This window comes from Klebsiella sp. JN_Kp122 (genome assembly GCF_040062085.1).
Taxonomy (GTDB): domain Bacteria; phylum Pseudomonadota; class Gammaproteobacteria; order Enterobacterales; family Enterobacteriaceae; genus Klebsiella; species Klebsiella aerogenes.
Genome location: NZ_JBEAHW010000001.1, coordinates 513,649 through 533,802 on the forward strand (window position 1 = coordinate 513,649; position 20,154 = coordinate 533,802).

The window sequence follows — 20,154 nt, forward strand, 5'->3', positions numbered from 1 at the left end:
ATTACCACATCTGTAGAACTCATGCCTTGTTCAAAAAAATTGAACATAGGATTCGATATATTGCGCTATCTCTGCGGCATGATTGTGAATACAGTGTCAACAAGCACCAGGGCATTGACCCGTCAATCACATTAAAAGGAAACACCCATGAGCAAAGTATTAGTTCTGAAGTCCAGTATTCTTGCAGGGTACTCGCAATCCGGCCAACTGTCCGACTATTTTGTTGAACAATGGCGTGAAAAACACGCAGGCGACGTTATCACCGTGCGCGATCTGGCGGCAAACCCGATTCCGGTTCTGGATGGTGAACTGGTTGGCGCGCTGCGTCCGAGTGATGCACAGTTGACCGCACGTCAACAGGAAGCGCTGGCACTGTCCGATGAACTGATAGCTGAACTGAAAGCTAACGATGTGATTGTTATCGCCGCGCCGATGTATAACTTCAACATCCCGACTCAGCTGAAAAACTATTTCGACCTGGTTGCCCGCGCAGGCGTCACCTTCCGTTACACCGAGAAAGGTCCGGAAGGCCTGGTCACCGGTAAACGTGCGGTAGTACTTACCAGCCGCGGTGGTATTCATAAAGATACGCCGACCGATCTGGTTACGCCGTATCTGACCACCTTCCTTGGCTTTATCGGCATCACCGACGTGAACTTCGTGTTTGCAGAGGGTATTGCTTATGGTCCAGAAGTTGCGGCCAAAGCGCAGTCCGATGCCAAAGCGGCTATCGACAGCGTAGTTGCAGCCTAATATTTGACTCCTCTCGCTGCCTGCGGGAGGAGAGTTTTACTTTTTCTCGTAGCGCAAATACCCCACCACGCCTCCGCCGCCATCTTTTGGATGATTCACGCCGTCGTTGACCTCCACGCAAGCAAAATCGAAAGGCGAAACGCCATCAATGCAGGCCACATTTACCCCATACTGCTGCGGGTTTGATCGCCGTTGATGAAAGGTGTAGATCCCGCATACCGAGCAGAAAAAGTGCACGGCTTCCCCCGTATTAAAGCGATACTCTGTGAGCTTATCCCTTCCGCGTACCACCTCTATTCCTGAACGCGGCGAAGAGACCGCGACTGCTCCACGCATTCGACAATATGAACAGTTACAGCGACGAACGGTGTTGAAGCCATCGCTGAGCTCAACGGTAAATGCCACCGCACCGCAGTGACAGTGAGCGGATAATTTCTCTGCCATTATAGTTACCCCTCAGGTTTAGGATTTTGGCCGCAGGTTTTCGTCAAATTCCAGACGCTTGCGCCCGGCCTCCATCTCTTTTAATGGCTCCACCTGATGCAGCGTCTGCTTACAACGTTCGACCAGCACCTGGTATTCACGGGTACCGTGTTTTTTCCACTCCAGCTCCTGTTCGCTCAGCGTACGAATCGCTTTTGCCGGGCTGCCGATGATCAAATGGTTAGCAGGCATTTCCGCTTTCGCTTTTACGAAGGCGGAAGCGCCGACAATACTATTTTCGCCAATTACCGCCCCGTCGATAATCACCGCGCTCATTCCCACCAGCGCGTTGCGGCCAATCACACAGCCGTGCAGAATTGCGCCGTGGCCGATGTGGCCGTCCTCTTCCACCACGGTATCCTGGCCGGGGAAGCCGTGCATGACGCAGTTATCCTGAATATTGGCTCCGTCTTTTACTACAATACGGCCGAAGTCGCCGCGCAGGCTGGCATTAGGCCCAACATAGACCCCTTTTCCCAGGATCACGTCGCCAATGAGTACCGCCGTCGGATGAACATAGCTCTCATCCGGCACCACTGGCGTCAGCCCATCAATCTGATAAATCGGCATGCAACCTCCTTAGATGCCCGGCAAACCGCCAAAGCGTTGAAAATAAAGCGGACCCGGGGCGGGAAGCTCGCCAACTGAGCTTTCGCCTTTTTCGCCGACAAAGGCCAGCGCGCCTGGCGTCACGCGTTGATAAATATTGATGCATAGCTGCCGCGCGGTTTGCCCGGCCCAATGCGCCGGCAGGAGTTCTTCCGGCAGCAGCGGGTCTTTTAATACCACCCGGCGATAGAAATGGATAAGGAGCAGTTGGATCTGGAAACAGCGCTCCGGCGTCAACTCTGACGGCTCGCTGTCGCGTAGCAGCGGCAGTAATGGTCGGAACAATGCGATAAACGCCTCGTACATCTCATTTTGTTCGGTGAGGTGCCAGCACTCCTCTACGCGGTCGCGCAGCGCCGCCCTTGAGAGCGCCAGCGGCGAATGGGCTTCAAAACAGATGACGTTTTCGGCAACGCCCGCTTCATGTAGCAGCGATTGGACATCGGCCAGTTTTTGCGACGGCGAGGCCAGCAGGCTCGGCGCCAGCGCGCCAAATCCCTGCCATAACAGTTGCTTTTTGACTTCCGCCAGAACCGTTTTTTCTAACCCTTCCGACAATAGCAGCAGCCAGGTTCCGTCCCATTCCGGGGCATTCGCCCGATAAATTTTATGTTCCGCGCGCCGGGTCAGACGTAGCCCTTTATCGCTCAGGCGATAGAAGCTGCGCCGGCCGATACGCACGACATCGAGCCACTCTTCTTTATTGAGACGGAATAGCGCAGTGCGGACAAAGCGCTCGCCAAATCCTAATCCTTCCAGCAGCGCCGCGACGCTACCCAGCCACACTTCCCCACCGCGTTGTAATAAAGCGTCGCCATACAGCGAGGCAATCAATGACGTACCGCTGATCGGCATCGCCGTCACCGCTTGTTGAATAAAGGCGTCGAGTTTACTCATCTGATTCATTCTGTTGTTATATTTTTCCTTTATGAATCATAGCACAGGAAATTCCCGGCTTACGGCGTAAAGGCCTCAGCCGGGTTATCGGGGAGAGAATTAACCGCTGACCACCGCTTTACGCAGGTCGAATACCCGACAGGCTTTCCCTTCAGAGCGAGGAATGCTGCCGCAGTTGACGATAGTAATATCGGTGGAGATCCCGACCATCGACTTAATGCGGTGACGCAACTGATGGCAAATCTGGCAGCGTTGTTCATGACTTAATGCCAGCCCGCTCTCTTTCAGCTCAACGCGTACCGCCAGCGAATCAAGATGACCGCGGCGATTGACCTCTAACTGATAGTGCGGCGCCAGGTGTTCAAACTTGAGGATCTCCTCTTCCAACTGCGATGGGAAGACGTTAACCCCGCGGATAATTAGCATATCGTCGCTGCGTCCACTGATGCGATCCATGCGGCGCATGGTCCGCGCAGTTCCCGGCAGCAAGCGAGTCAGATCGCGGGTACGATAGCGGATCACCGGCAGCGCCTCTTTGGTCAACGTGGTAAACAGCAGTTCGCCATGCTCGCCATCTTCCAGCGGCGTACCGTCGTCCGGGTTGACGATTTCCGGGAAGAAGTGGTCTTCCCAGATGGTCGGGCCGTCAACGGTTTCCAGGCACTCCATTGCCACCCCAGGCCCCATCACCTCTGACAGACCATAAATATCCAGTGCGGTGATACCCAGGCGGCGCTCGATTTCCGCGCGCATCGCCAGCGTCCACGGCTCAGCGCCAAAGACGCCGACCCGCAATGAACAGCCGCGGGCATCGCCGCCCATCTGGCGCTCCAGCTCTTCAATCAGATTCAGACAATAAGACGGCGTCACCATGATCATATCCGGCTGGAAGTCGCGGATCAGCTGCGCCTGTTTTTCGGTCTGTCCGCCGGACATCGGGATCACCGTCGCCCCTAAACGCTCCGCGCCGTAGTGCGCGCCAAGGCCGCCGGTAAACAGGCCGTAGCCGTAGGCGACGTGAATTTTATCTTTTGCTGAACCACCGGCCGCACGCAGCGAACGGGCGACAATATTGGCCCAGTTATCAATATCGTTTTGCGTATACCCCACCACCGTCGGTTTGCCGGTGGTGCCGGAAGAGGCGTGAATGCGCACTACCTGCTCCATCGGCACCGCAAAGGTATCGAAGGGATAGTTGTCGCGCAGATCTTGTTTAGTGGTACAGGGGAATTTTTTCAGATCGTTTAATTCCCGAAAGTCGTCAGGGTGTACGCCGGCGGCGTCGAATTTGCGGCGATACATCGGCACATTTTCATACGCATGCTTCAGCGTCCATTTCAGGCGCTGGGTTTGCAGAGCCTGCAGTTCATCTCGCGATGCGGTTTCAATCGGATCTAATTTTGTAGTAGTTATCATTGTAGGGTACTCGCAGGTAAATTAGCTCACACTCGCTCGAGGATCATGGCAATGCCCTGACCCACGCCAATACACATCGTACACAGCGCATAACGCCCGCCCCGACGTTGCAGCTCAAGGCTGGCGCTCAGCGCCAGTCGCGCGCCGCTCATGCCCAGCGGATGACCTAACGCGATGGCGCCGCCGTTGGGATTCACGTGCGCCGCATCATCCGGCACGCCGAGTTGTCTGAGCACCCCCAGCGCCTGCGCGGCGAAGGCCTCATTCAGCTCTATCAGATCCATATCGTTAATATTGAGTCCGGCTCGCTCCAGCACTTTACGCACTGCCGGTACCGGCCCCAGCCCCATCAGGCGCGGTTCAACACCCGCCGTCGCCATCGCCACGATACGCGCGCGCGGCGTGAGCCCCTGTACGCTGGCCTGCTGTTCACTGGCGATAATCAGCGCCGCTGCGCCATCGTTAACGCCAGAAGCATTTCCAGCCGTAATGACTCCACCTTTACGGAACGGCGCTTTTAATAGTGCGAGTTGCTCAAGCGTGGTTTCCGGGCGGGGATGCTCATCATCGCGTACCGCGCTGACCGCCCCTTTCTTGCCGATGATCTGCACCGGCACGATTTCCTGCGCCAGAATGCCGTCGCGCTGGGCCTGCGCCGTGCGCTGCTGGCTGCGCCAGGCGAAAGCGTCCTGATCGGCCCGACTGATATTTAACAATTCAGCTACATTCTCTGCCGTTTCCGGCATGCTGTCAGTTCCGAATTGTTGCGCCATGAGCGGGTTCACAAAACGCCAGCCAATCGTGGTATCAAAGAGTTCCGCCTGACGCTGATACGGCGTGCTGGCTTTTCCCATCACGAACGGCGCGCGCGACATCGATTCCACGCCGCCAGCAATCAGCAGATCGGCATCGCCGGCTTTGATCGCCCTAGCGGCAAAACCGATCGCATCCAGACCCGATCCGCACAAGCGGTTAATCGTGGTGCCCGGCACGGTATGCGGGTAACCTGCCAACAGCGTCGCCATGTGCGCCACGTTGCGGTTATCCTCACCGGCCTGGTTCGCACAGCCGAAAATCACATCATCAATCGCTGCCAGGTCGAGCCCGGGGTTACGGCTCAGCAACTCACGTAGCGGGATCGCCGCCAGATCGTCGGCACGGACGCCGGCCAGCGCTCCGCCGTAGCGGCCAATCGGCGTGCGGATCCCGTCACAAATAAAGGCGTCGCGCATTACACTTCTCCCGTGATTGTGCCGCCGATACGGTGCGATTTGCCGCGAAACAGGGCCACAATCTTTTGCTGTTGATTAACAATTTCGATGTCGTAGACGCCGGTCAGCTTGCCCTGCTGTTTGACTCTTGCGGTGGCGACCAGCCTGTCGCCGGCAAACGCCGGACGAAGAAAATCAATATTTGCCGCCGAAGCCACCGCCGCCAGCCCCTGGCTGTTACAGGCGTAAGCGAAAGCGGTATCGGCGAGCGTAAATAGCTGACCGCCGTGACAGGTTTGATGGCCGTTAAGCATGTCCGCCGAGACGGTCATGCTCATCTGCGCAAAACCATCGTCCATTTCGATAAGTTCAATCCCCATCTTTCTGGCGCAGGTATCTTTTTCGTACATCACGCGCGCGTTGCGCCACGGATCATTGCTCATGGTGCTTCTCCATCAGCGCCTTCTGGCGCAACAGGGAACTGGGGCGATAGCGCTCCTCGCCATAATGGTGTTGCAGGTTCTCCAGCAGTTGCAGAACCCGCCGCCAGCCAAGGCGTTCTCCCCACGCCAGTGGGCCGTGCGGATAATTGACGCCAAGGCGCATCGCGGTATCAATATCATGCGGGCTGGCGATCCCTTTTTGCACCGCATCCAGCGCTTCGTTAATCAGCATCGCCACCGTGCGCCACACCAGCAGGCCGGGATAATCGGCAATACGCAGAACTTTCTTGCCCTGCTGTTGGAAGTAATGCACGGCCTTTTCAGTGGCCGCAGGCGCGTTGGTCGCCGCTGCGGCCAGCACCACCGTTTCGCTGGCGCACAGGTCATACACCACCACCGGGCGGTGATGCTTAACGCTTAACGCTAGCGCGGTTTCGCCTTCGGTCTCCAGCAACAAGAGCTCATCGAGTTCTGTGACACTGTCACTTATAGCTGTAATGGATTGAGCGCCAATAGATACCGGCGGCAGCGCCGCGTCCGGCTGCGTCTCCGCGGGCCAGCGATAGACGCCGTGGCCGCTCTTTTTACCCAGCCGCCCGGCCAGCGCCAGCTCTTGCTGGAGTAGCGATGGTAGGTAGCGGCGGTCCTGCCAGAAGGCGTTAAACACCGAACAGGTCACAGCGAAGTTGACGTCCTGGCCAATCAGGTCAGTCAACGCCAGCGGTCCCATCGGAAAACCGCCGCCGTCACGCAAAGCGGCATCGATAACCTCAGGAGCGGCAACCTGTTCTTCCAGCGCGCGCCAGGCCTCAGCGTAGAACGGACGCGCTACGCGGTTAACGATAAATCCCGGCGTTGAGCGGCAGCGTACCGGCTGTTTCCCCCAGCCGCTTACGCACTGGCACAGCTGCTCTACCACCTCAGCAGAGGTCTCCAGGCCACTCACCACCTCGACCAGCTTCATCACTGGCGCCGGATTAAAAAAGTGCAGCCCGGCCACCCGCTCCGGGTTTTTGACCCCGGCGGCGATGGCGGTAATCGAAATAGACGAAGTGTTACTGGTCAACAACGTTGACGGCGCGCAGATCTCCGCCAGCTGCGCGAACAGCGCCGTTTTGACCTCCAAGCGTTCAGAGGCCGCTTCAATTACTAAATCCGCGTCGGCAAGCGCGGCTAAATCGTGAGCCGGATGCAGGCGCGCCAGCAGCGCGTCGGCCTGCTCTGACGCCAGTTTGCCGCGCTCTACCCGTGAGGCGAGACGCATAGCAATGCCGTCGATCGCCTGGGCAATCGCGGTTTGATTAATATCAAAAATACGCACCGGATGTCCGGCGGCAGCGGCAACTTCAGCAATACCAGCTCCCATGGTGCCGCTGCCGATCACTGCCACGGTGGCAAAGGATGTTGTCATGGCCTATTTCCCGCTGAACTGTGGTGGCCGCTTGGCCAGAAACGCGCTGACCCCTTCGCGGTAATCATCGCTGCGCCCGGCCAGGCGCTGATAATCACGCTCAAGGTCCAGCTGCTCGTCGAGACTGTTGGTTTCAGAAGCCAGCAGCGCCTTTTTAATCAGCCCAAGACCAAACGTCGGTTGCGCCGCCAGATGGCGCGCCAGTTGCAGACTGGTATCCGCCAGTTCTGAATCGTCCACCAGTTGCCAGATAATCCCCCACTGCGCGGCCTGTTCCGCGCTGAGGCTATCGCCCAGCAGTGCCAGCCCCATCGCGCGAGCGCGGCCGGCCACCCGCGGCAAGAACCAGCTACCGCCGCAGTCCGGCACCAGGCCGAGCTTGCTGAACGCCATCACAAATTTCGCCGAACGCGCGGCCAGCACGATATCGCAGCCCAGCGCCAGGGTGGCGCCAGCGCCGGCGGCCACGCCGTTGACCGCGCAGATAACCGGCTTCGGCAGCGCCGCCAGACGGCGCACTAACGGGTTGTAAAAGCGTTCTACCGACAGGCCGAGATCCGGCGGTGGGCCGCTGGGGTCGACATTACGATCGTTCAAATCCTGGCCGGCGCAAAAGCCGCGACCGGCGCCGGTGATCAGCAAGCAACGTACGCCGTCATCACGCTCGGCCTGCTTCAGACATTCCGCCAGCTGTTGATGCATCAGATCGTTAAAACTGTTGAGGCGGTCCGGGCGATTGAGGGTAATGGTCATGACGCCCTGTTCCACTGCGCTGAGAATGAAAGCTTCCACGATTAGCGTCCTTTAAATTCCGGTGTACGTTTTTGTAAGAAGGCGTCGATGCCTTCGCGGCGGTCCTCGGTGGCGCTCAGCAAGCTAAACAGCTGGCGCTCCTGTTGCAGACCAGCCTGCAGGCTGACTTCCTGCGACAGGCGCAGCGACTGTTTTGCCGCCCGTAGCGCCAGCGGCGAATGGCGGGCAATGGTGGTTGCCAGTTTCAGGGCATACTCATCGGTTAAAGCCGCCGGATGGATATCGCTGACCAGCCCGGCCTGCTTCGCCTGGCGGGCGTCAATACTCTCGCCGCTCAGCACCATCCGGCTGGCGAGCGCCTTGCCAACGCTGCGGATCAGCCGCTGGGTGCCGCCAGCGCCCGGCATAATGCCGAGGGTAATTTCCGGCAGGCCAAAGCGGGCGTTGTCGCCGGCGACAATCAAGTCGCACAGCAGAGCCAGCTCGCAGCCGGCACCAAGCGCGTAGCCGTTGACCGAAGCGATGAGCGGTTTAGTGAAGGCATCGATTCGCGCCCATAACCGTGGGCGAATATCATCAAGGGTGGCAGGCAGATCTTTTTCCGCCATTTCATTGAGGTCAGCCCCGGCGGCGAAAAAACGCGCGTTACCGCTGATAACGCAGACGCCGACGCTGTCATCAACTGCCGCGGCCTCCAGCACCTCGGCAATCTGGGTTAATAAGGCATTGTTCAGCGCGTTGCGGGCTTGCGGGCGGTTCAGCGTCAACTGAAGCGCCCGGCCATGACGGTGGAGCAGCAGGTCACTCATGCCATCCCCCGCGCGTCAAAGTCGACCACCACATCGCCGCTGGTCGGCAACGACTGGCAGCTCAGCACGTAGCCCGCCGCCAGCTCATCCGCTTCCAGGCTGTAATTGGCGGCCATCGCCACTTCACCGCGTAGCACTTTGCATTTACAGGTGGCGCATACCCCCCCCTTACAGGCGAACGGCAGATCGGCGCCCTGACGCAATGCGGCATCCAGGATGCTGTCGTCTTCGGCGCTGAGGGCGATAAGCCGATCGCGCCCGTCCTGACGGATGGTCACCGTGCGCCCTTCCGCCTGCACTCCAGCGGCCCGCTTCACATTGCCGCCTGGGGTATTAAAGCGTTCGAGATGAATCGATTTCTCCGCTACGCCAAGTTCACGTAACGTCGCTTCCGCCTCGTCCATCATCACCGCCGGCCCGCAGATAAAGGCCTCGTCGAAACGGCTGAAATCCAGCAGATGGTCAGCGAGCTGGCGCAGTTTGTCGCCGTCAATGCGCCCCTGTAGCAGATCGCTGTCCATCGACTCCTGGCTAAACAGGTGTATCACCTGCAGGCGCTGCGGATAGCGGTCTTTTAAATCGGCCAGCGCCTGGCGGAACATCATGCTATGGCTGCTGCGGTTGCCGTAGATCAGCGTAAAGCGGCTTTGCGGCTCGGTCGCCAGCGTCGCGCTAATGATCGCCATCATCGGCGTGATCCCGGAACCGGCGGCAATCGCCAGATACTCACCCTGCCGTTCGGCCTGCGGTTGATAACCGAAATGCCCCTGCGGCACCATCACCTCCAGCTCCATACCCTGCTGGATATCGTGCTGGGCGTAGCGCGAGAAGCGCCCGCCGTCGATGGCTTTGACCGCGACGCTAATTTCGCCGGGCGTGCGGCTGCGACAAATGGAGTAACAGCGGCGCAGTTCTTCGCCGCCCAGACGGGCTTTTAGCGTCAGATGCTGGCCCGGGCGAAAACAGTATTCCGCCTGCAGGGCTTGCGGAATCGCAAAAGTGATGGTCACCGCATCGCGGGTTTCCGGCTCGACTCTCGCCACCTTAAGCGAATGGAACGTCGTCATGGCAACCTCAAATACATTTAAAGTAATCAAAAGGTTCCCGGCAGCTGTCGCAGCGATAGAGCGCTTTGCAGGCCGTGGAACCGAATTCGCTAATCAGCGAAGTATGGGTGCTGCCGCAGCGCGGACAGCTCACCTCAGCGGGCATGTCCGCATGGCAGGCGTGCCCCTGGGGCGGGCTGATGCCGTACTGGCGCAGGCGCTCGCGAGCATCCTGACTCATCCAGTCGGTGGTCCACGGCGGATCCAGCTGCAGGACGATATGCACCGGCAGAAAGCCATGCTCGCTCATGACCGTACGGATCTCGCCCAGCAGATGCTCCGTCGCCGGACAGCCCGAATAGGTCGGGGTAAAGCCAATCACCCAGCCGTCGCCATGGCGCGCGACGCTGCGTACCATACCGAGGTCGGTGATAGTGAGTACCGGCACTTCCGGATCCGGGATCGCGCTTAATAATCCCCAGATGGTGCGAACCTCTGCAGGAGCGATATCGGCAAGACGTTGCATAGTCACCTCACTTACCACTGCAGTCCGGGATGCGAACGCTGCAGATATTGCATCTCCGCCAGCAGCGGGCCGAGATGTTCACTGTGCAGCCCCTGTTTGCCGCCGCTGCGGAAGGCCGCTTCCTGCGGGATTTGTAAGCCGGAGTCGAGCAGCGCCGTGTGTACCGCGCTTTGCCATTCGGCCTGAAGCTCACGCGGATCAACCGCAATGCCCTGCTCAACCAGGCTGAGATCCACTTCATCGGCAAGGAACAGTTCGCCGGTGAAGCGCCACAGATTGTCGACCGCCTGCTGCATTTTGCGATTTGATAACTCGGTGCCGTTACCCAGACGCTCCAGCCAGCCGCGGCTAAAGCGCTGGTGGTAACGCACCTCTTTCAGCCCTTTAGCGGCAATGGCCGCCAGCTGCGTGTCGCGGCTGTTCACCAGGCGGCTGAACAGAGCGACGTGCCAGACGTCGATAAAGAACTGGCGGGCGATAGTGTCGGCAAAATTGCCGTTTGGCTGCTCCACCAGCAGCAGGTTGCTGAACTGGCGCTCATCGCGGCCAAAGGCCAGCGTATCTTCGTCGCCGCAGCCGTTAAGCTCGGCGGCATAGCTTAAAAAATTGCGCGCCTGGCCGAGCAGGTCGAGGCCGATGTTGGCCAGCGCAAGATCGATCTCGAGTTCGGGAGCATGGCCGCACCAGGCGCCTAAACGCTGGGCCAGAACCAGACCATTGTCGCCAAGACGCAGGGCGTAGGTGGCTACGGGGTTAGGGTTATTCATCACCGCCTCACATATGTTCCATGCCGTCCGGCACGGTATAGAAAGTCGGATGACGGTAGACTTTGCTTTCCGCCGGGTCGAAGAATTCGCCGCGATCTTCCGGCTGCGAAGCAACGATTTCGCTGGCCTTCACCACCCAAATTGAGCAGCCTTCGCTGCGGCGGGTGTAGGCATCGCGGGCATTCTCCAGCGCCATTTGATCATCGGCAGCGTGCAGACTGCCGACGTGACGATGGGATAACCCCTGTTTGCTGCGAACGAACACTTCATATAACGGCCAGTAAACTTTGCTCATGTTGTCTCTCCTCATGCCGCGCTGCGGGCCTGCTGTTTTTGCGCATGGGCCAGCGCGGCTTCGCGCACCCATTCGCCCTCTTCCCAGGCCTTACGCTTGGCGGCCAGCCGCTCGTGATTGCAAATGCCACGGCCGCTAATCACCTCGTTAAATTCCTGCCAGTCGATTTCGCCGAAGCGGTAGTGGCCGCTGGCTTCATCAAACTGCAAATCCGGGTCCGGTACGGTCATACCGAGGATCTCTACCTGCGGCACGGTGTTATCGACGAAGCGCTGACGTAGCTCGTCGTTGGAGTGCAGTTTGATTTTCCACGCCATGCTGCGGGCGCTGTTCGGCGAGTTGTCATCGTTGGGGCCAAACATCATCAGCGCCGGCCACCAGAAGCGGTTAATAGCGTCCTGCAGCATCTGCCGCTGCGCGTCATTGCCCTGCGCCAGCGCCATGCAGGCTTCAAATCCCTGGCGCTGGTGAAAACTCTCTTCTTTGCAGATTTTGACCATCGCCCGGGCATAGGGGCCGTAAGAGGTCCGGCACAGCGCCACCTGGTTGACGATGGCCGCGCCATCGACCAGCCAGCCGATCACGCCGATATCGGCCCAGCTCAGGGTCGGGTAGTTAAAAATGGAGGAGTACTTCATCTGCCCGTCGAGCATTTTCTGATACAGGTCTTCCCGGGCGCAGCCCAGCGTTTCCGCGGCGCTATAGAGATACAGCCCGTGTCCGGCCTCATCCTGTACCTTAGCCAACAGAATCGCTTTACGGCGCAGCGTCGGCGCGCGGGTGATCCAGTTGCCTTCCGGCAGCATGCCGACAATTTCCGAGTGCGCGTGCTGACCTATCTGACGAATCAAGGTCTTACGGTAGGCATCCGGCATCCAGTCCCGCGGTTCGATGGCCGTTTCCTGCGCGATGCGCTGGTCAAAGCGTTGTTCTTCTGTCACGTCATCACCTTTATGATTCCGATATTCACAACAAAAACATTTATGTGAATCACTTTGTTTATTGAAGGTTACATATTGGTTAAATAAAACCACAAATTTTGTTTGTTCTTTTTGTGATGATAACCGCAAAACCTTTTGTAAATAGCATTCATAACAGTCACATAAGTAAAAACCCCAATTAACCACCGATCACAATGTTAATAAAATATTAAATATAGACTTGCATTTTATGATTCATAAAAGAACTATTTACAGTAATCATGCGTAACACATTTGGAGATTTGCGATGCAGCAGTTAGCCAGTTACTTATCCGGCGCCTGGCAGACCGGCCGGGGCCGCGCCCGTACTATCCATCACGCCATCACCGGCGCGGCGCTTTGGGAGGTTACCAGTGAAGGCCTGGATATGGCGCAGGCGCGTCGTTTCGCGATTGAACGCGGTGGCAAAGCCCTGCAGGCGATGACCTTTATTGAACGCAGCGCGATGCTGAAAGCGGTAGCAAAACGGTTGCTGGAGCAGAAAGACGAGTTCTACGCCATCTCCGCGCAAACCGGCGCCACTCGCGCCGACAGTTGGGTGGATATTGAAGGCGGTATCGGTACTTTGTTCACTTATGCCGGGCTCGGTAGCCGCGAACTGCCGGACGATATTCTGTGGCCGGAAGACGAGCTGATCCCGCTCTCCAAACAGGGCGGTTTTGCCGCGCGTCATGTGCTGACATCAAAATCAGGCGTCGCCATCCATATCAACGCCTTCAACTTCCCCTGCTGGGGAATGCTGGAAAAACTGGCGCCGACCTGGCTTGCCGGCATGCCGGCGATCATTAAACCGGCAACCGCTACCGCCCAGCTCACCCAGGCAATGGTGAAAGCGATTGTCGACAGCGGCCTGGTGCCGGAAGGCGCCATCAGCCTGATTTGCGGCGGCGCGAGCGATCTTCTCGACCATCTCGATAGCCAGGATGTGGTGACCTTTACCGGCTCAGCCGCCACCGGCCAACAGCTACGGACGCACCCTAACCTGGTGGCCAAATCTATTCCCTTTACCATGGAAGCAGATTCGCTCAACTGCTGCGTATTAGGTGAAGACGTCACGCCGGAGCAACCGGAATTCGCGCTGTTTATTCGGGAAGTGGTCCGCGAGATGACGGCGAAAGCCGGGCAAAAATGTACCGCTATCCGCAGAATCATCGTGCCACTGGCTCAGATTAATGCGGTTAGCGATGCACTGATCTCCCGCCTGCATAAAGTAACCGTCGGTGACCCTGCGCAGGAGGGCATTAAGATGGGGGCCCTGGTTAATCGCGAACAGCGTCAGGATGTGCAGGATAACGTCAATAAACTGATTGCCGCCGGCTGTAAAGTGCTGCTCGGCGGACAGGCAGATCTTAATGCTGATGGCGCGTTCTTCCCGCCGACCCTGCTGTACTGCCCGCAGCCGGATGAAACGCCAGAGGTTCACGCCATTGAAGCCTTTGGCCCGGTAGCGACGCTGATGCCGTATCGCGACCGCCAGCATGCGCTCACGCTGGCACGCGCCGGCGGCGGTAGCCTGGCTGGTACGCTGGTCACCGCCAGCGGCGAGCTGGCGCGCGAGTTTATCCTTGGCGCCGCGCGCGCGCATGGCCGTATTCAGATACTGAATGAAGCATCCTCCGTAGAATCAACCGGCCACGGTTCGCCGCTGCCCCAGCTGGTACACGGCGGCCCCGGCCGTGCTGGCGGCGGAGAAGAGCTCGGCGGACTGCGTTCGGTGAAACACTATATGCAGCGTACCGCGATTCAGGGCAGCCCAACGATGCTGGCAACCATAAGCCAGCAGTGGGTGCGCGGCGCTCAGGTGAATGAAGACCGCATTCACCCGTTCCGTAAATACTTCGAAGAGATCCAGCCTGGCGATAGCTTATTAACCCCGCGCCGAACGCTGACCGAAGCGGATATCGTTAATTTCGCCTGCCTGAGCGGCGATCATTTCTACGCGCACATGGACAAAATCGCCGCCGCTGAGTCGATTTTCGGCGAGCGGGTGGTCCACGGTTATTTCCTGATCTCCGCTGCGGCCGGGCTGTTCGTCGATGCCGGCGTCGGGCCGGTTATCGCCAACTACGGCATGGAAAACCTGCGCTTTATTGAGCCGGTCAAACCGGGAGACACCATTCAGGTTCGCCTGACCTGTAAGCGGAAAACGGTCAAACGTCAGCGCAGCGCCGATGAGAAAGCCACCGGCGTGGTGGAATGGGCTGTCGAGATTTTCAACCAGCACCAGCAGGCGGTGGCGCTGTATTCCATTCTAACCCTGGTGGCGCGCCATCAGGGAGACTTCCCGGCGTAGTCAACACGCACCACCCACGCGCTTAATGCCTCTACGGAGGCATTTTTTACGTCCGTCTGGCAAAACTGACAAACAAGCTGGCAAAAGCAAACAAACGTTCCCGGGCGGCAGACTGCTAGGGTAAGCGTAACAAAGCCGACATTCGCAGCGGCAACAACAACACAACAATAAGATGAGGTCACAATGGCAAACGGCTTGATGTTTTCCCCTCGTAAAACCGCGCTGGCGCTGGCTGTCGCGGTGGTTTGCGCCTGGCAATCACCGGTCTTCGCTCACGGTAGCGAAGCGCACATGGTGCCGTTGGATAAAACGCTGCAGGCGTTCGGCGCCGATGTGCAGTGGGATGACTACGCGCAAATGTTCACCCTGATAAAAGACGGCGCTTACGTCAAAGTAAAACCCGGCGCCAAAACGGCGATCGTCAACGGTAAACCCCTTGATCTACAGGTGCCGGTAGTAATGAAGGAAGGTAAAGCCTGGGTCTCCGATACCTTTATCAACGATGTATTCCAGTCCGGTCTCGATCAGACCTTCCAGGTAGAAAAACGCCCTCACCCGTTAAATTCGCTCTCGGCGGCGGAAATCGGTGAAGCAGTGACCATTGTTAAAGCCGCTCCGGAGTTCCAGCCGAATACCCGCTTCACTGAGATTTCGCTGCACGAGCCGGATAAAGCGGCGGTATGGGCCTTTGCCCTGCAGGGAACGCCCGTTGATGCCCCGCGCACCGCCGATGTGGTGATGCTCGATGGCAAACACGTCATTGAAGCCGTCGTCGATCTGCAAAACAAAAAAATCCTCTCCTGGACGCCGATTAAAGGCGCCCACGGTATGGTACTGCTCGATGACTTCGTCAGCGTGCAGAACATTATCAATGCCAGCAGCGAGTTCGCTGAGGTGCTGAAAAAGCACGGTATTACCGATCCCAGTAAGGTGGTCACCACCCCGCTCACCGTCGGCTACTTTGATGGCAAAGATGGCCTGCAGCAGGATGCGCGTCTGCTGAAAGTCGTCAGTTATCTGGATACCGGCGACGGCAACTACTGGGCGCACCCGATTGAAAACCTGGTGGCGGTGGTCGACCTTGAAGCGAAGAAAATCATCAAAATCGAAGAAGGCCCGGTGATCCCGGTACCGATGGAGCCCCGTTCTTACGATGGTCGCGACCGCAACGCCCCGGCGGTGAAACCGCTGGAGATAACCGAACCGGAAGGCAAAAACTACACGATCACCGGCGATACCATTCACTGGCGGAACTGGGATTTTCATCTGCGCCTGAACTCGCGCGTCGGGCCCATTCTCTCGACGGTGACTTACAACGATAACGGCACAAAACGCCAGGTAATGTATGAAGGTTCCCTCGGCGGGATGATCGTCCCCTACGGCGACCCTGACGTCGGCTGGTATTTCAAAGCCTATCTGGACTCCGGCGATTACGGCATGGGCACCCTAACATCGCCTATTGTTCGCGGTAAAGATGCGCCGTCAAATGCAGTACTGCTGGACGAAACTATCGCCGATTACACCGGCAAACCCACCACTATTCCAGGGGCGGTGGCCATATTCGAACGCTATGCCGGGCCTGAGTATAAGCACCTGGAAATGGGCAAACCCAACGTCAGCACCGAACGCCGGGAACTGGTGGTACGCTGGATCAGTACCGTTGGGAACTATGATTATATCTTTGACTGGGTGTTCCACGACAATGGCACCATCGGTATCGATGCCGGCGCCACCGGCATTGAAGCGGTGAAAGGCGTGAAGGCGAAGACCATGCACGACCCCAGCGCTAAAGAGGATACCCGCTACGGGACGCTGATCGACCATAATATTGTCGGCACCACCCACCAGCATATTTATAATTTCCGCCTCGATCTCGACGTGGACGGCGAAAACAACACCCTGGTGGCGATGGATCCTGAAGTGAAGCCAAACACCGCCGGCGGCCCGCGCACCAGCACCATGCAGGTGAATCAGTACACAATCGATAGCGAGCAGAAAGCGGCGCAGAAATTCGACCCTGGCACTATCCGCCTGCTGAGCAACACCAGCAAAGAGAACCGCATGGGTAACCCGGTCTCTTACCAGATTATCCCTTATGCCGGCGGCACGCATCCGGCGGCGACCGGCGCGAAGTTCGCCCCGGACGAGTGGATATATCATCGTCTGAGCTTTATGGATAAACAGCTGTGGGTGACGCGTTACCACCCGACAGAGCGTTATCCGGAAGGGAAATACCCTAACCGTTCCGCCCAGGATACCGGCTTAGGCCAGTACGCGAAGGATGATGAGTCGCTGACTAACCACGACGACGTCGTGTGGATTACCACCGGCACCACTCACGTCGCTCGCGCCGAAGAGTGGCCGATCATGCCGACCGAATGGGCGCATGCGCTACTCAAGCCGTGGAACTTCTTTGACGAAACCCCAACGCTTGGCGAGAAGAAAAAGTAATCTTAGCCCGCGGTGAAATCGAGCAGGATTTTACCGCCTCTTCCTGGCTGGCCTGCGGCGACAATCGCCTCACGCCAGTCGCACAGCTTTATCACCTGCGCGGCGGGCTGCGCCGTGGTCGGCAGTTGTCGCCAGATCCCGGCAAACGCCGCCTGCCACGCATCAACGCTGAGTGTCGGTAAGGCCTCCCGCAGATGAAATTTGCGTACCGCTGCGCAGCCTCGCGTCTGGGTGAGCGGTTTACCGGATAATAACCCGTAAGAGACCAGCGTTGACGTCTGCGGCAGTACCACCAGCAGAAAATTCGCCAGCTCACCGCCCACCGCATCAAACACCAGATCGCTGTACTGGCTTACTTGTTCAACCAGCGCTCTATCGCCTTCAAGTAGCGGGTAGACGCCATATTGCTGTAAGCGCGCGATGTGCTGCGGCGAACGAATAATACCGCTGACCGAACGCGCGCCCATGGCTAGCGCCCACTGTCCCAGCAGGCTGGCGCAGGACGATGAAGCGGCGGTCAAAAGCACCTGTTTCCCCGCTACCGGCCAGCGCGTGAGCATCAGCATCGCGGTCAGCGGATTGATATAGCCGCGCGCGGCCAGGATGTCATCAATATCTTCAGCGACCGGCACCAGCCAGCGCGGGTCAATATCGAGATAACGCTGCCAGGTTCCGGCGCCGCGTAGCGGCAGAACCCGTTGCCCCAGAAGTGGGCGACCGTTTGTCGAGTCTTCAACTACCACCCCAACACCTTCATAGCCCGCCACCGATGGCAGCGTCGTACGATGGCGGTAAGCGCCGGTAATGGGAATCAGATCGGAAGGGTTGACCGGCGCATAGCGCATTTGTACCCGAACAAGTCCGGGTGCCAGCGGCGGCAACGGCAGGTGATGCAGCGCGAGCACCGTTTCCGGCGCGCCGTACTGCTGATAGCAAAGCGCATCATTCCACATAGTGGGGCAACATCAGAAAAAAAGAGCGCCGATCATAGCAAATCAGCGCTCAGGGGGAAGAGGTATGTGCGCCTTCTCCGGGCTACCAAATCGCACAGCGCTGTAGATACTGTTATCGATTTGCAACTGTTTTGGTCCGGGAAAAACAGTTGTTTTTTATTATTTCAGAGCACATTGCGCTCCCGAAATGTCTTCTGCGTTATGTCTATCATGGCGCAGGGAGCGCACAAAGGGCGGCCAGTCGCCGCCGCCCTCTGTACTCCCGGGCTCTGGCCGCCAAAATCGCCACTTCGTGGTGCCTTCGACTTATCCCTGCAGGCTTCGGGTCGGGCCGAGGCAGCGTCCGTGCAAAACACGGCCCTCAGCCCGCATCCATGCGGGCTGCCCCGGCCTTCCGGGAACGTCTCAGCGATTTTGAGGCCACCAACACCGGCAGTTTCAGTCAGCATGGTGAATAAATTAAAGGCAGGCCGCACGAACCGTAGGTCGGATAAGCGTAGCGCCATCCGACAAAAAATCAGTAGCGCACGCACACCGATTTGGTTTCGCACCAGTCGTCCAGCCAGTCCGGACCAAAATCGCGCCCGGTACCGGACTGCTTCATTCCGCCGAACGGCAGGTTGGCATCAATCAGCGTATGGCTGTTAACCCATACCGTACCGGCCTGCAGGCGATCGGTATAGTTCAGCGCCTGGGTCAGGTCGCGGGTCCAGACACTGGCGGTGAGGCCAAAATCACTGTCGTTGGCTAAACGTAGCGCCTCTTCGCCATCGGCGACGCGCACCAGGTTTACCACCGGGCCGAACACCTCTTCGCGATTCAGGCGCAGCCCGGCATCCGGATTAATCACCAGCGTCGGCGCAATATAAAAACCGTTGCCATTTGGCCCAACGTTACCGCTAATCAGCTCGGCGTTTTGTTGACGCGCTTCATCCAGATAAGCGGCCACTTTGGCGCAGTGCGCCTGCGACACCACCGGGTTAATCTGCGTCGTTTCAACCATTCCCGGCCCCACCTGCAGCGATTTCACCGCCTGCTCAAAGCCAGCGACCAGGTTATCAAACAGCGGCGCTTCTATATAGATCCGCGAACTGGCGGCGCATACCTGCCCCTGATTGAGGAAACTTCCGGTCATCAACCCTTCAATCACCCACTGCGGATCGGCATCTTTCAGCACAATGGCCGGGTTTTTGCCGCCGAGTTCAAGGGTTACGCGGGTCAGACGGTCAGCTGCCGCGCGGGCAATATGCTTGCCGGTGGCGGTCGAACCGGTGAAGCTCACTTTCGCCACCTGCGGATGGGTGGTTAAGGCGGCGCCGCACTCGCCGCCGCTGCCGGTGACGACGTTAAAGACGCCATCCGGGATCCCGGCTTCCGTTGCCAGCTCCGCTACCCGTAGCAACGTTAACGGCGTCGTCTCGGAGGGTTTAATCACAATTGAACAGCCGGAAGCCAGCGCCGGCATCACTTTCCACATGCCGATCATCAGCGGGAAGTTCCACGGAACAATCCCCGCCACTACCCCAACCGGCTCTTTACGGGTCCACGCCTGATAGCGCGCGCCTTCCGGGAACGGAATGGAAACGTCCAGCGTACGGCCGCTGATTTTGGTGGTCAGCCCGGCGGTGTAGCGCATCCAGTTGAGGGTGCAACCGACTTCAAACGCGCGCGAAATATTGATCGACTTCCCCTGTTCAAGGGTTTCGAGCTGCGCCAGCTCTTCACCATGCTGCTCCACCAGATCGGCGAAACGCAGCAGGATCCGCTCGCGGTCGGCAGGCGTGCGCCCGGCCCAGCTACGGGCGACAAAAGCGCGCCAGGCGGACATCACCGCGCGGTCAACGTCGGCGGCATTAGCATCTGCCGTAGTGGCAATCGCCTGGCCGGTGGCCGGGTCCCAGACGGTTAAGCGTTTTTCACTCTGCGCCGCCTGCTGGTTGCCATCAATATATAAGCCATGCTGTCTGTCGAGAAACTGCTGTACGCTGGCGAGCAGCGCGACCTGTGATGTGGACATGCGACTTCCTTATTGTTCGCGGATAGTGAACACAGTCTAGG

At 58.4% G+C, this 20,154-nt stretch carries 19 protein-coding genes; 3 read left to right on the forward strand and 16 right to left on the reverse strand.

All coding sequences use genetic code 11. The features are described 5' to 3' along the window. Window positions 1–147: 147 nt before the first annotated feature. The gene (gene azoR / locus ABLU78_RS02520) at window positions 148–753 is read left to right on the forward strand and encodes an FMN-dependent NADH-azoreductase (protein ID WP_015366346.1); all 606 of its coding nucleotides are present in this window, start codon (window positions 148–150) and stop codon (window positions 751–753) included. A gap of 36 nt (window positions 754–789) precedes the next feature. Here the strand turns inward: azoR and ABLU78_RS02525 are convergent, their stop codons facing one another. From ABLU78_RS02525 to paaA, 14 genes are all read right to left on the reverse strand, one after another. Then, a complete protein-coding gene (locus ABLU78_RS02525; protein ID WP_026612288.1) occupies window positions 790–1,200 on the reverse strand; it encodes a GFA family protein in 411 nt (136 codons plus the stop codon). Between the two features lie 15 nt (window positions 1,201–1,215). After that, a complete protein-coding gene (gene paaY / locus ABLU78_RS02530; protein ID WP_020078643.1) occupies window positions 1,216–1,806 on the reverse strand; it encodes a phenylacetic acid degradation protein PaaY in 591 nt (196 codons plus the stop codon). A 9-nt stretch (window positions 1,807–1,815) separates the two neighbouring features. Further along, complete coding sequence (paaX, locus tag ABLU78_RS02535; protein WP_348820056.1) at window positions 1,816–2,742, reverse strand: phenylacetic acid degradation operon negative regulatory protein PaaX; 927 nt, start codon at window positions 2,740–2,742, stop codon at window positions 1,816–1,818. Between the two features lie 99 nt (window positions 2,743–2,841). Continuing rightward, on the reverse strand, window positions 2,842–4,158 hold the full coding sequence (gene paaK, locus ABLU78_RS02540) for a phenylacetate--CoA ligase PaaK (RefSeq protein ID WP_004224503.1): 1,317 nt from the start codon (window positions 4,156–4,158) through the stop codon (window positions 2,842–2,844). A gap of 26 nt (window positions 4,159–4,184) precedes the next feature. Then, window positions 4,185–5,390, reverse strand: a complete 1,206-nt coding sequence (pcaF, locus tag ABLU78_RS02545) for a 3-oxoadipyl-CoA thiolase (protein WP_048228806.1) — start codon at window positions 5,388–5,390, stop codon at window positions 4,185–4,187. Further along, the gene (gene paaI / locus ABLU78_RS02550; protein ID WP_015366341.1) at window positions 5,390–5,812 is read right to left on the reverse strand and encodes a hydroxyphenylacetyl-CoA thioesterase PaaI; all 423 of its coding nucleotides are present in this window, start codon (window positions 5,810–5,812) and stop codon (window positions 5,390–5,392) included. The genes pcaF and paaI overlap by 1 nt, the downstream gene beginning before the upstream one ends. Further along, entirely contained in the window at window positions 5,802–7,223 is a 1,422-nt protein-coding gene (paaH, locus tag ABLU78_RS02555; RefSeq protein ID WP_047054837.1) for a 3-hydroxyacyl-CoA dehydrogenase PaaH, read from the reverse strand. Before paaH ends, paaI begins: the two co-directional genes overlap by 11 nt. A gap of 3 nt (window positions 7,224–7,226) precedes the next feature. Further along, window positions 7,227–8,015 carry a 2-(1,2-epoxy-1,2-dihydrophenyl)acetyl-CoA isomerase PaaG gene (paaG, locus tag ABLU78_RS02560; RefSeq protein ID WP_038422446.1) on the reverse strand — a complete coding sequence of 263 codons (789 nt, stop codon included), beginning with the start codon at window positions 8,013–8,015 and terminating at the stop codon, window positions 7,227–7,229. Between the two features lie 2 nt (window positions 8,016–8,017). Then, window positions 8,018–8,785 carry a 2,3-dehydroadipyl-CoA hydratase PaaF gene (paaF, locus tag ABLU78_RS02565; RefSeq protein WP_045388199.1) on the reverse strand — a complete coding sequence of 256 codons (768 nt, stop codon included), beginning with the start codon at window positions 8,783–8,785 and terminating at the stop codon, window positions 8,018–8,020. Continuing rightward, entirely contained in the window at window positions 8,782–9,852 is a 1,071-nt protein-coding gene (gene paaE / locus ABLU78_RS02570) for a 1,2-phenylacetyl-CoA epoxidase subunit PaaE (protein WP_015705611.1), read from the reverse strand. Before paaE ends, paaF begins: the two co-directional genes overlap by 4 nt. Before the next feature lie 7 nt (window positions 9,853–9,859). After that, entirely contained in the window at window positions 9,860–10,357 is a 498-nt protein-coding gene (paaD, locus tag ABLU78_RS02575) for a 1,2-phenylacetyl-CoA epoxidase subunit PaaD (protein WP_004224495.1), read from the reverse strand. Window positions 10,358–10,368: 11 nt separating this feature from the next. Further along, window positions 10,369–11,124, reverse strand: coding sequence for a 1,2-phenylacetyl-CoA epoxidase subunit PaaC (gene paaC / locus ABLU78_RS02580; RefSeq protein WP_015705612.1), 756 nt, complete (start codon window positions 11,122–11,124; stop codon window positions 10,369–10,371). Between the two features lie 7 nt (window positions 11,125–11,131). Continuing rightward, on the reverse strand, window positions 11,132–11,419 hold the full coding sequence (gene paaB / locus ABLU78_RS02585) for a 1,2-phenylacetyl-CoA epoxidase subunit PaaB (protein WP_002902768.1): 288 nt from the start codon (window positions 11,417–11,419) through the stop codon (window positions 11,132–11,134). 11 nt (window positions 11,420–11,430) lie between these two features. Continuing rightward, window positions 11,431–12,360, reverse strand: a complete 930-nt coding sequence (gene paaA / locus ABLU78_RS02590; RefSeq protein ID WP_015366333.1) for a 1,2-phenylacetyl-CoA epoxidase subunit PaaA — start codon at window positions 12,358–12,360, stop codon at window positions 11,431–11,433. Between the two features lie 286 nt (window positions 12,361–12,646). Here paaA and paaZ point away from each other — a divergent pair, with 286 nt between their 5' ends. Together paaZ and tynA are read left to right on the forward strand one after the other, a co-directional pair. Next, the gene (paaZ, locus tag ABLU78_RS02595; RefSeq protein ID WP_048228807.1) at window positions 12,647–14,692 is read left to right on the forward strand and encodes a phenylacetic acid degradation bifunctional protein PaaZ; all 2,046 of its coding nucleotides are present in this window, start codon (window positions 12,647–12,649) and stop codon (window positions 14,690–14,692) included. Window positions 14,693–14,875: 183 nt separating this feature from the next. Beyond that, entirely contained in the window at window positions 14,876–17,143 is a 2,268-nt protein-coding gene (gene tynA, locus ABLU78_RS02600) for a primary-amine oxidase (protein ID WP_048228808.1), read from the forward strand. A 2-nt stretch (window positions 17,144–17,145) separates the two neighbouring features. Here the strand turns inward: tynA and ABLU78_RS02605 are convergent, their stop codons facing one another. Beyond that, the gene (locus tag ABLU78_RS02605; RefSeq protein ID WP_048228809.1) at window positions 17,146–18,096 is read right to left on the reverse strand and encodes a zinc-dependent alcohol dehydrogenase family protein; all 951 of its coding nucleotides are present in this window, start codon (window positions 18,094–18,096) and stop codon (window positions 17,146–17,148) included. Window positions 18,097–18,613: 517 nt separating this feature from the next. Next, the gene (locus ABLU78_RS02610) at window positions 18,614–20,113 is read right to left on the reverse strand and encodes an aldehyde dehydrogenase family protein (protein WP_015366329.1); all 1,500 of its coding nucleotides are present in this window, start codon (window positions 20,111–20,113) and stop codon (window positions 18,614–18,616) included. Window positions 20,114–20,154 lie beyond the last annotated feature (41 nt).

Coding starts and splice junctions, on each gene's coding strand:
- paaY (WP_020078643.1), bottom strand. CDS start 1,806: ATGCCGATTTATCAGATTGATGGGCTGACGCCAGTGGTGCCGGATGAG.
- paaE (WP_015705611.1), bottom strand. CDS start 9,852: ATGACGACGTTCCATTCGCTTAAGGTGGCGAGAGTCGAGCCGGAAACC.
- pcaF (WP_048228806.1), bottom strand. CDS start 5,390: ATGCGCGACGCCTTTATTTGTGACGGGATCCGCACGCCGATTGGCCGC.
- paaZ (WP_048228807.1), top strand. CDS start 12,647: ATGCAGCAGTTAGCCAGTTACTTATCCGGCGCCTGGCAGACCGGCCGG.
- paaK (WP_004224503.1), bottom strand. CDS start 4,158: ATGATAACTACTACAAAATTAGATCCGATTGAAACCGCATCGCGAGAT.
- paaH (WP_047054837.1), bottom strand. CDS start 7,223: ATGACAACATCCTTTGCCACCGTGGCAGTGATCGGCAGCGGCACCATG.
- azoR (WP_015366346.1), top strand. CDS start 148: ATGAGCAAAGTATTAGTTCTGAAGTCCAGTATTCTTGCAGGGTACTCG.
- paaX (WP_348820056.1), bottom strand. CDS start 2,742: ATGAGTAAACTCGACGCCTTTATTCAACAAGCGGTGACGGCGATGCCG.
- paaD (WP_004224495.1), bottom strand. CDS start 10,357: ATGCAACGTCTTGCCGATATCGCTCCTGCAGAGGTTCGCACCATCTGG.
- paaB (WP_002902768.1), bottom strand. CDS start 11,419: ATGAGCAAAGTTTACTGGCCGTTATATGAAGTGTTCGTTCGCAGCAAA.
- ABLU78_RS02605 (WP_048228809.1), bottom strand. CDS start 18,096: ATGTGGAATGATGCGCTTTGCTATCAGCAGTACGGCGCGCCGGAAACG.
- paaI (WP_015366341.1), bottom strand. CDS start 5,812: ATGAGCAATGATCCGTGGCGCAACGCGCGCGTGATGTACGAAAAAGAT.
- tynA (WP_048228808.1), top strand. CDS start 14,876: ATGGCAAACGGCTTGATGTTTTCCCCTCGTAAAACCGCGCTGGCGCTG.
- paaC (WP_015705612.1), bottom strand. CDS start 11,124: ATGAATAACCCTAACCCCGTAGCCACCTACGCCCTGCGTCTTGGCGAC.
- ABLU78_RS02610 (WP_015366329.1), bottom strand. CDS start 20,113: ATGTCCACATCACAGGTCGCGCTGCTCGCCAGCGTACAGCAGTTTCTC.
- paaF (WP_045388199.1), bottom strand. CDS start 8,785: ATGAGTGACCTGCTGCTCCACCGTCATGGCCGGGCGCTTCAGTTGACG.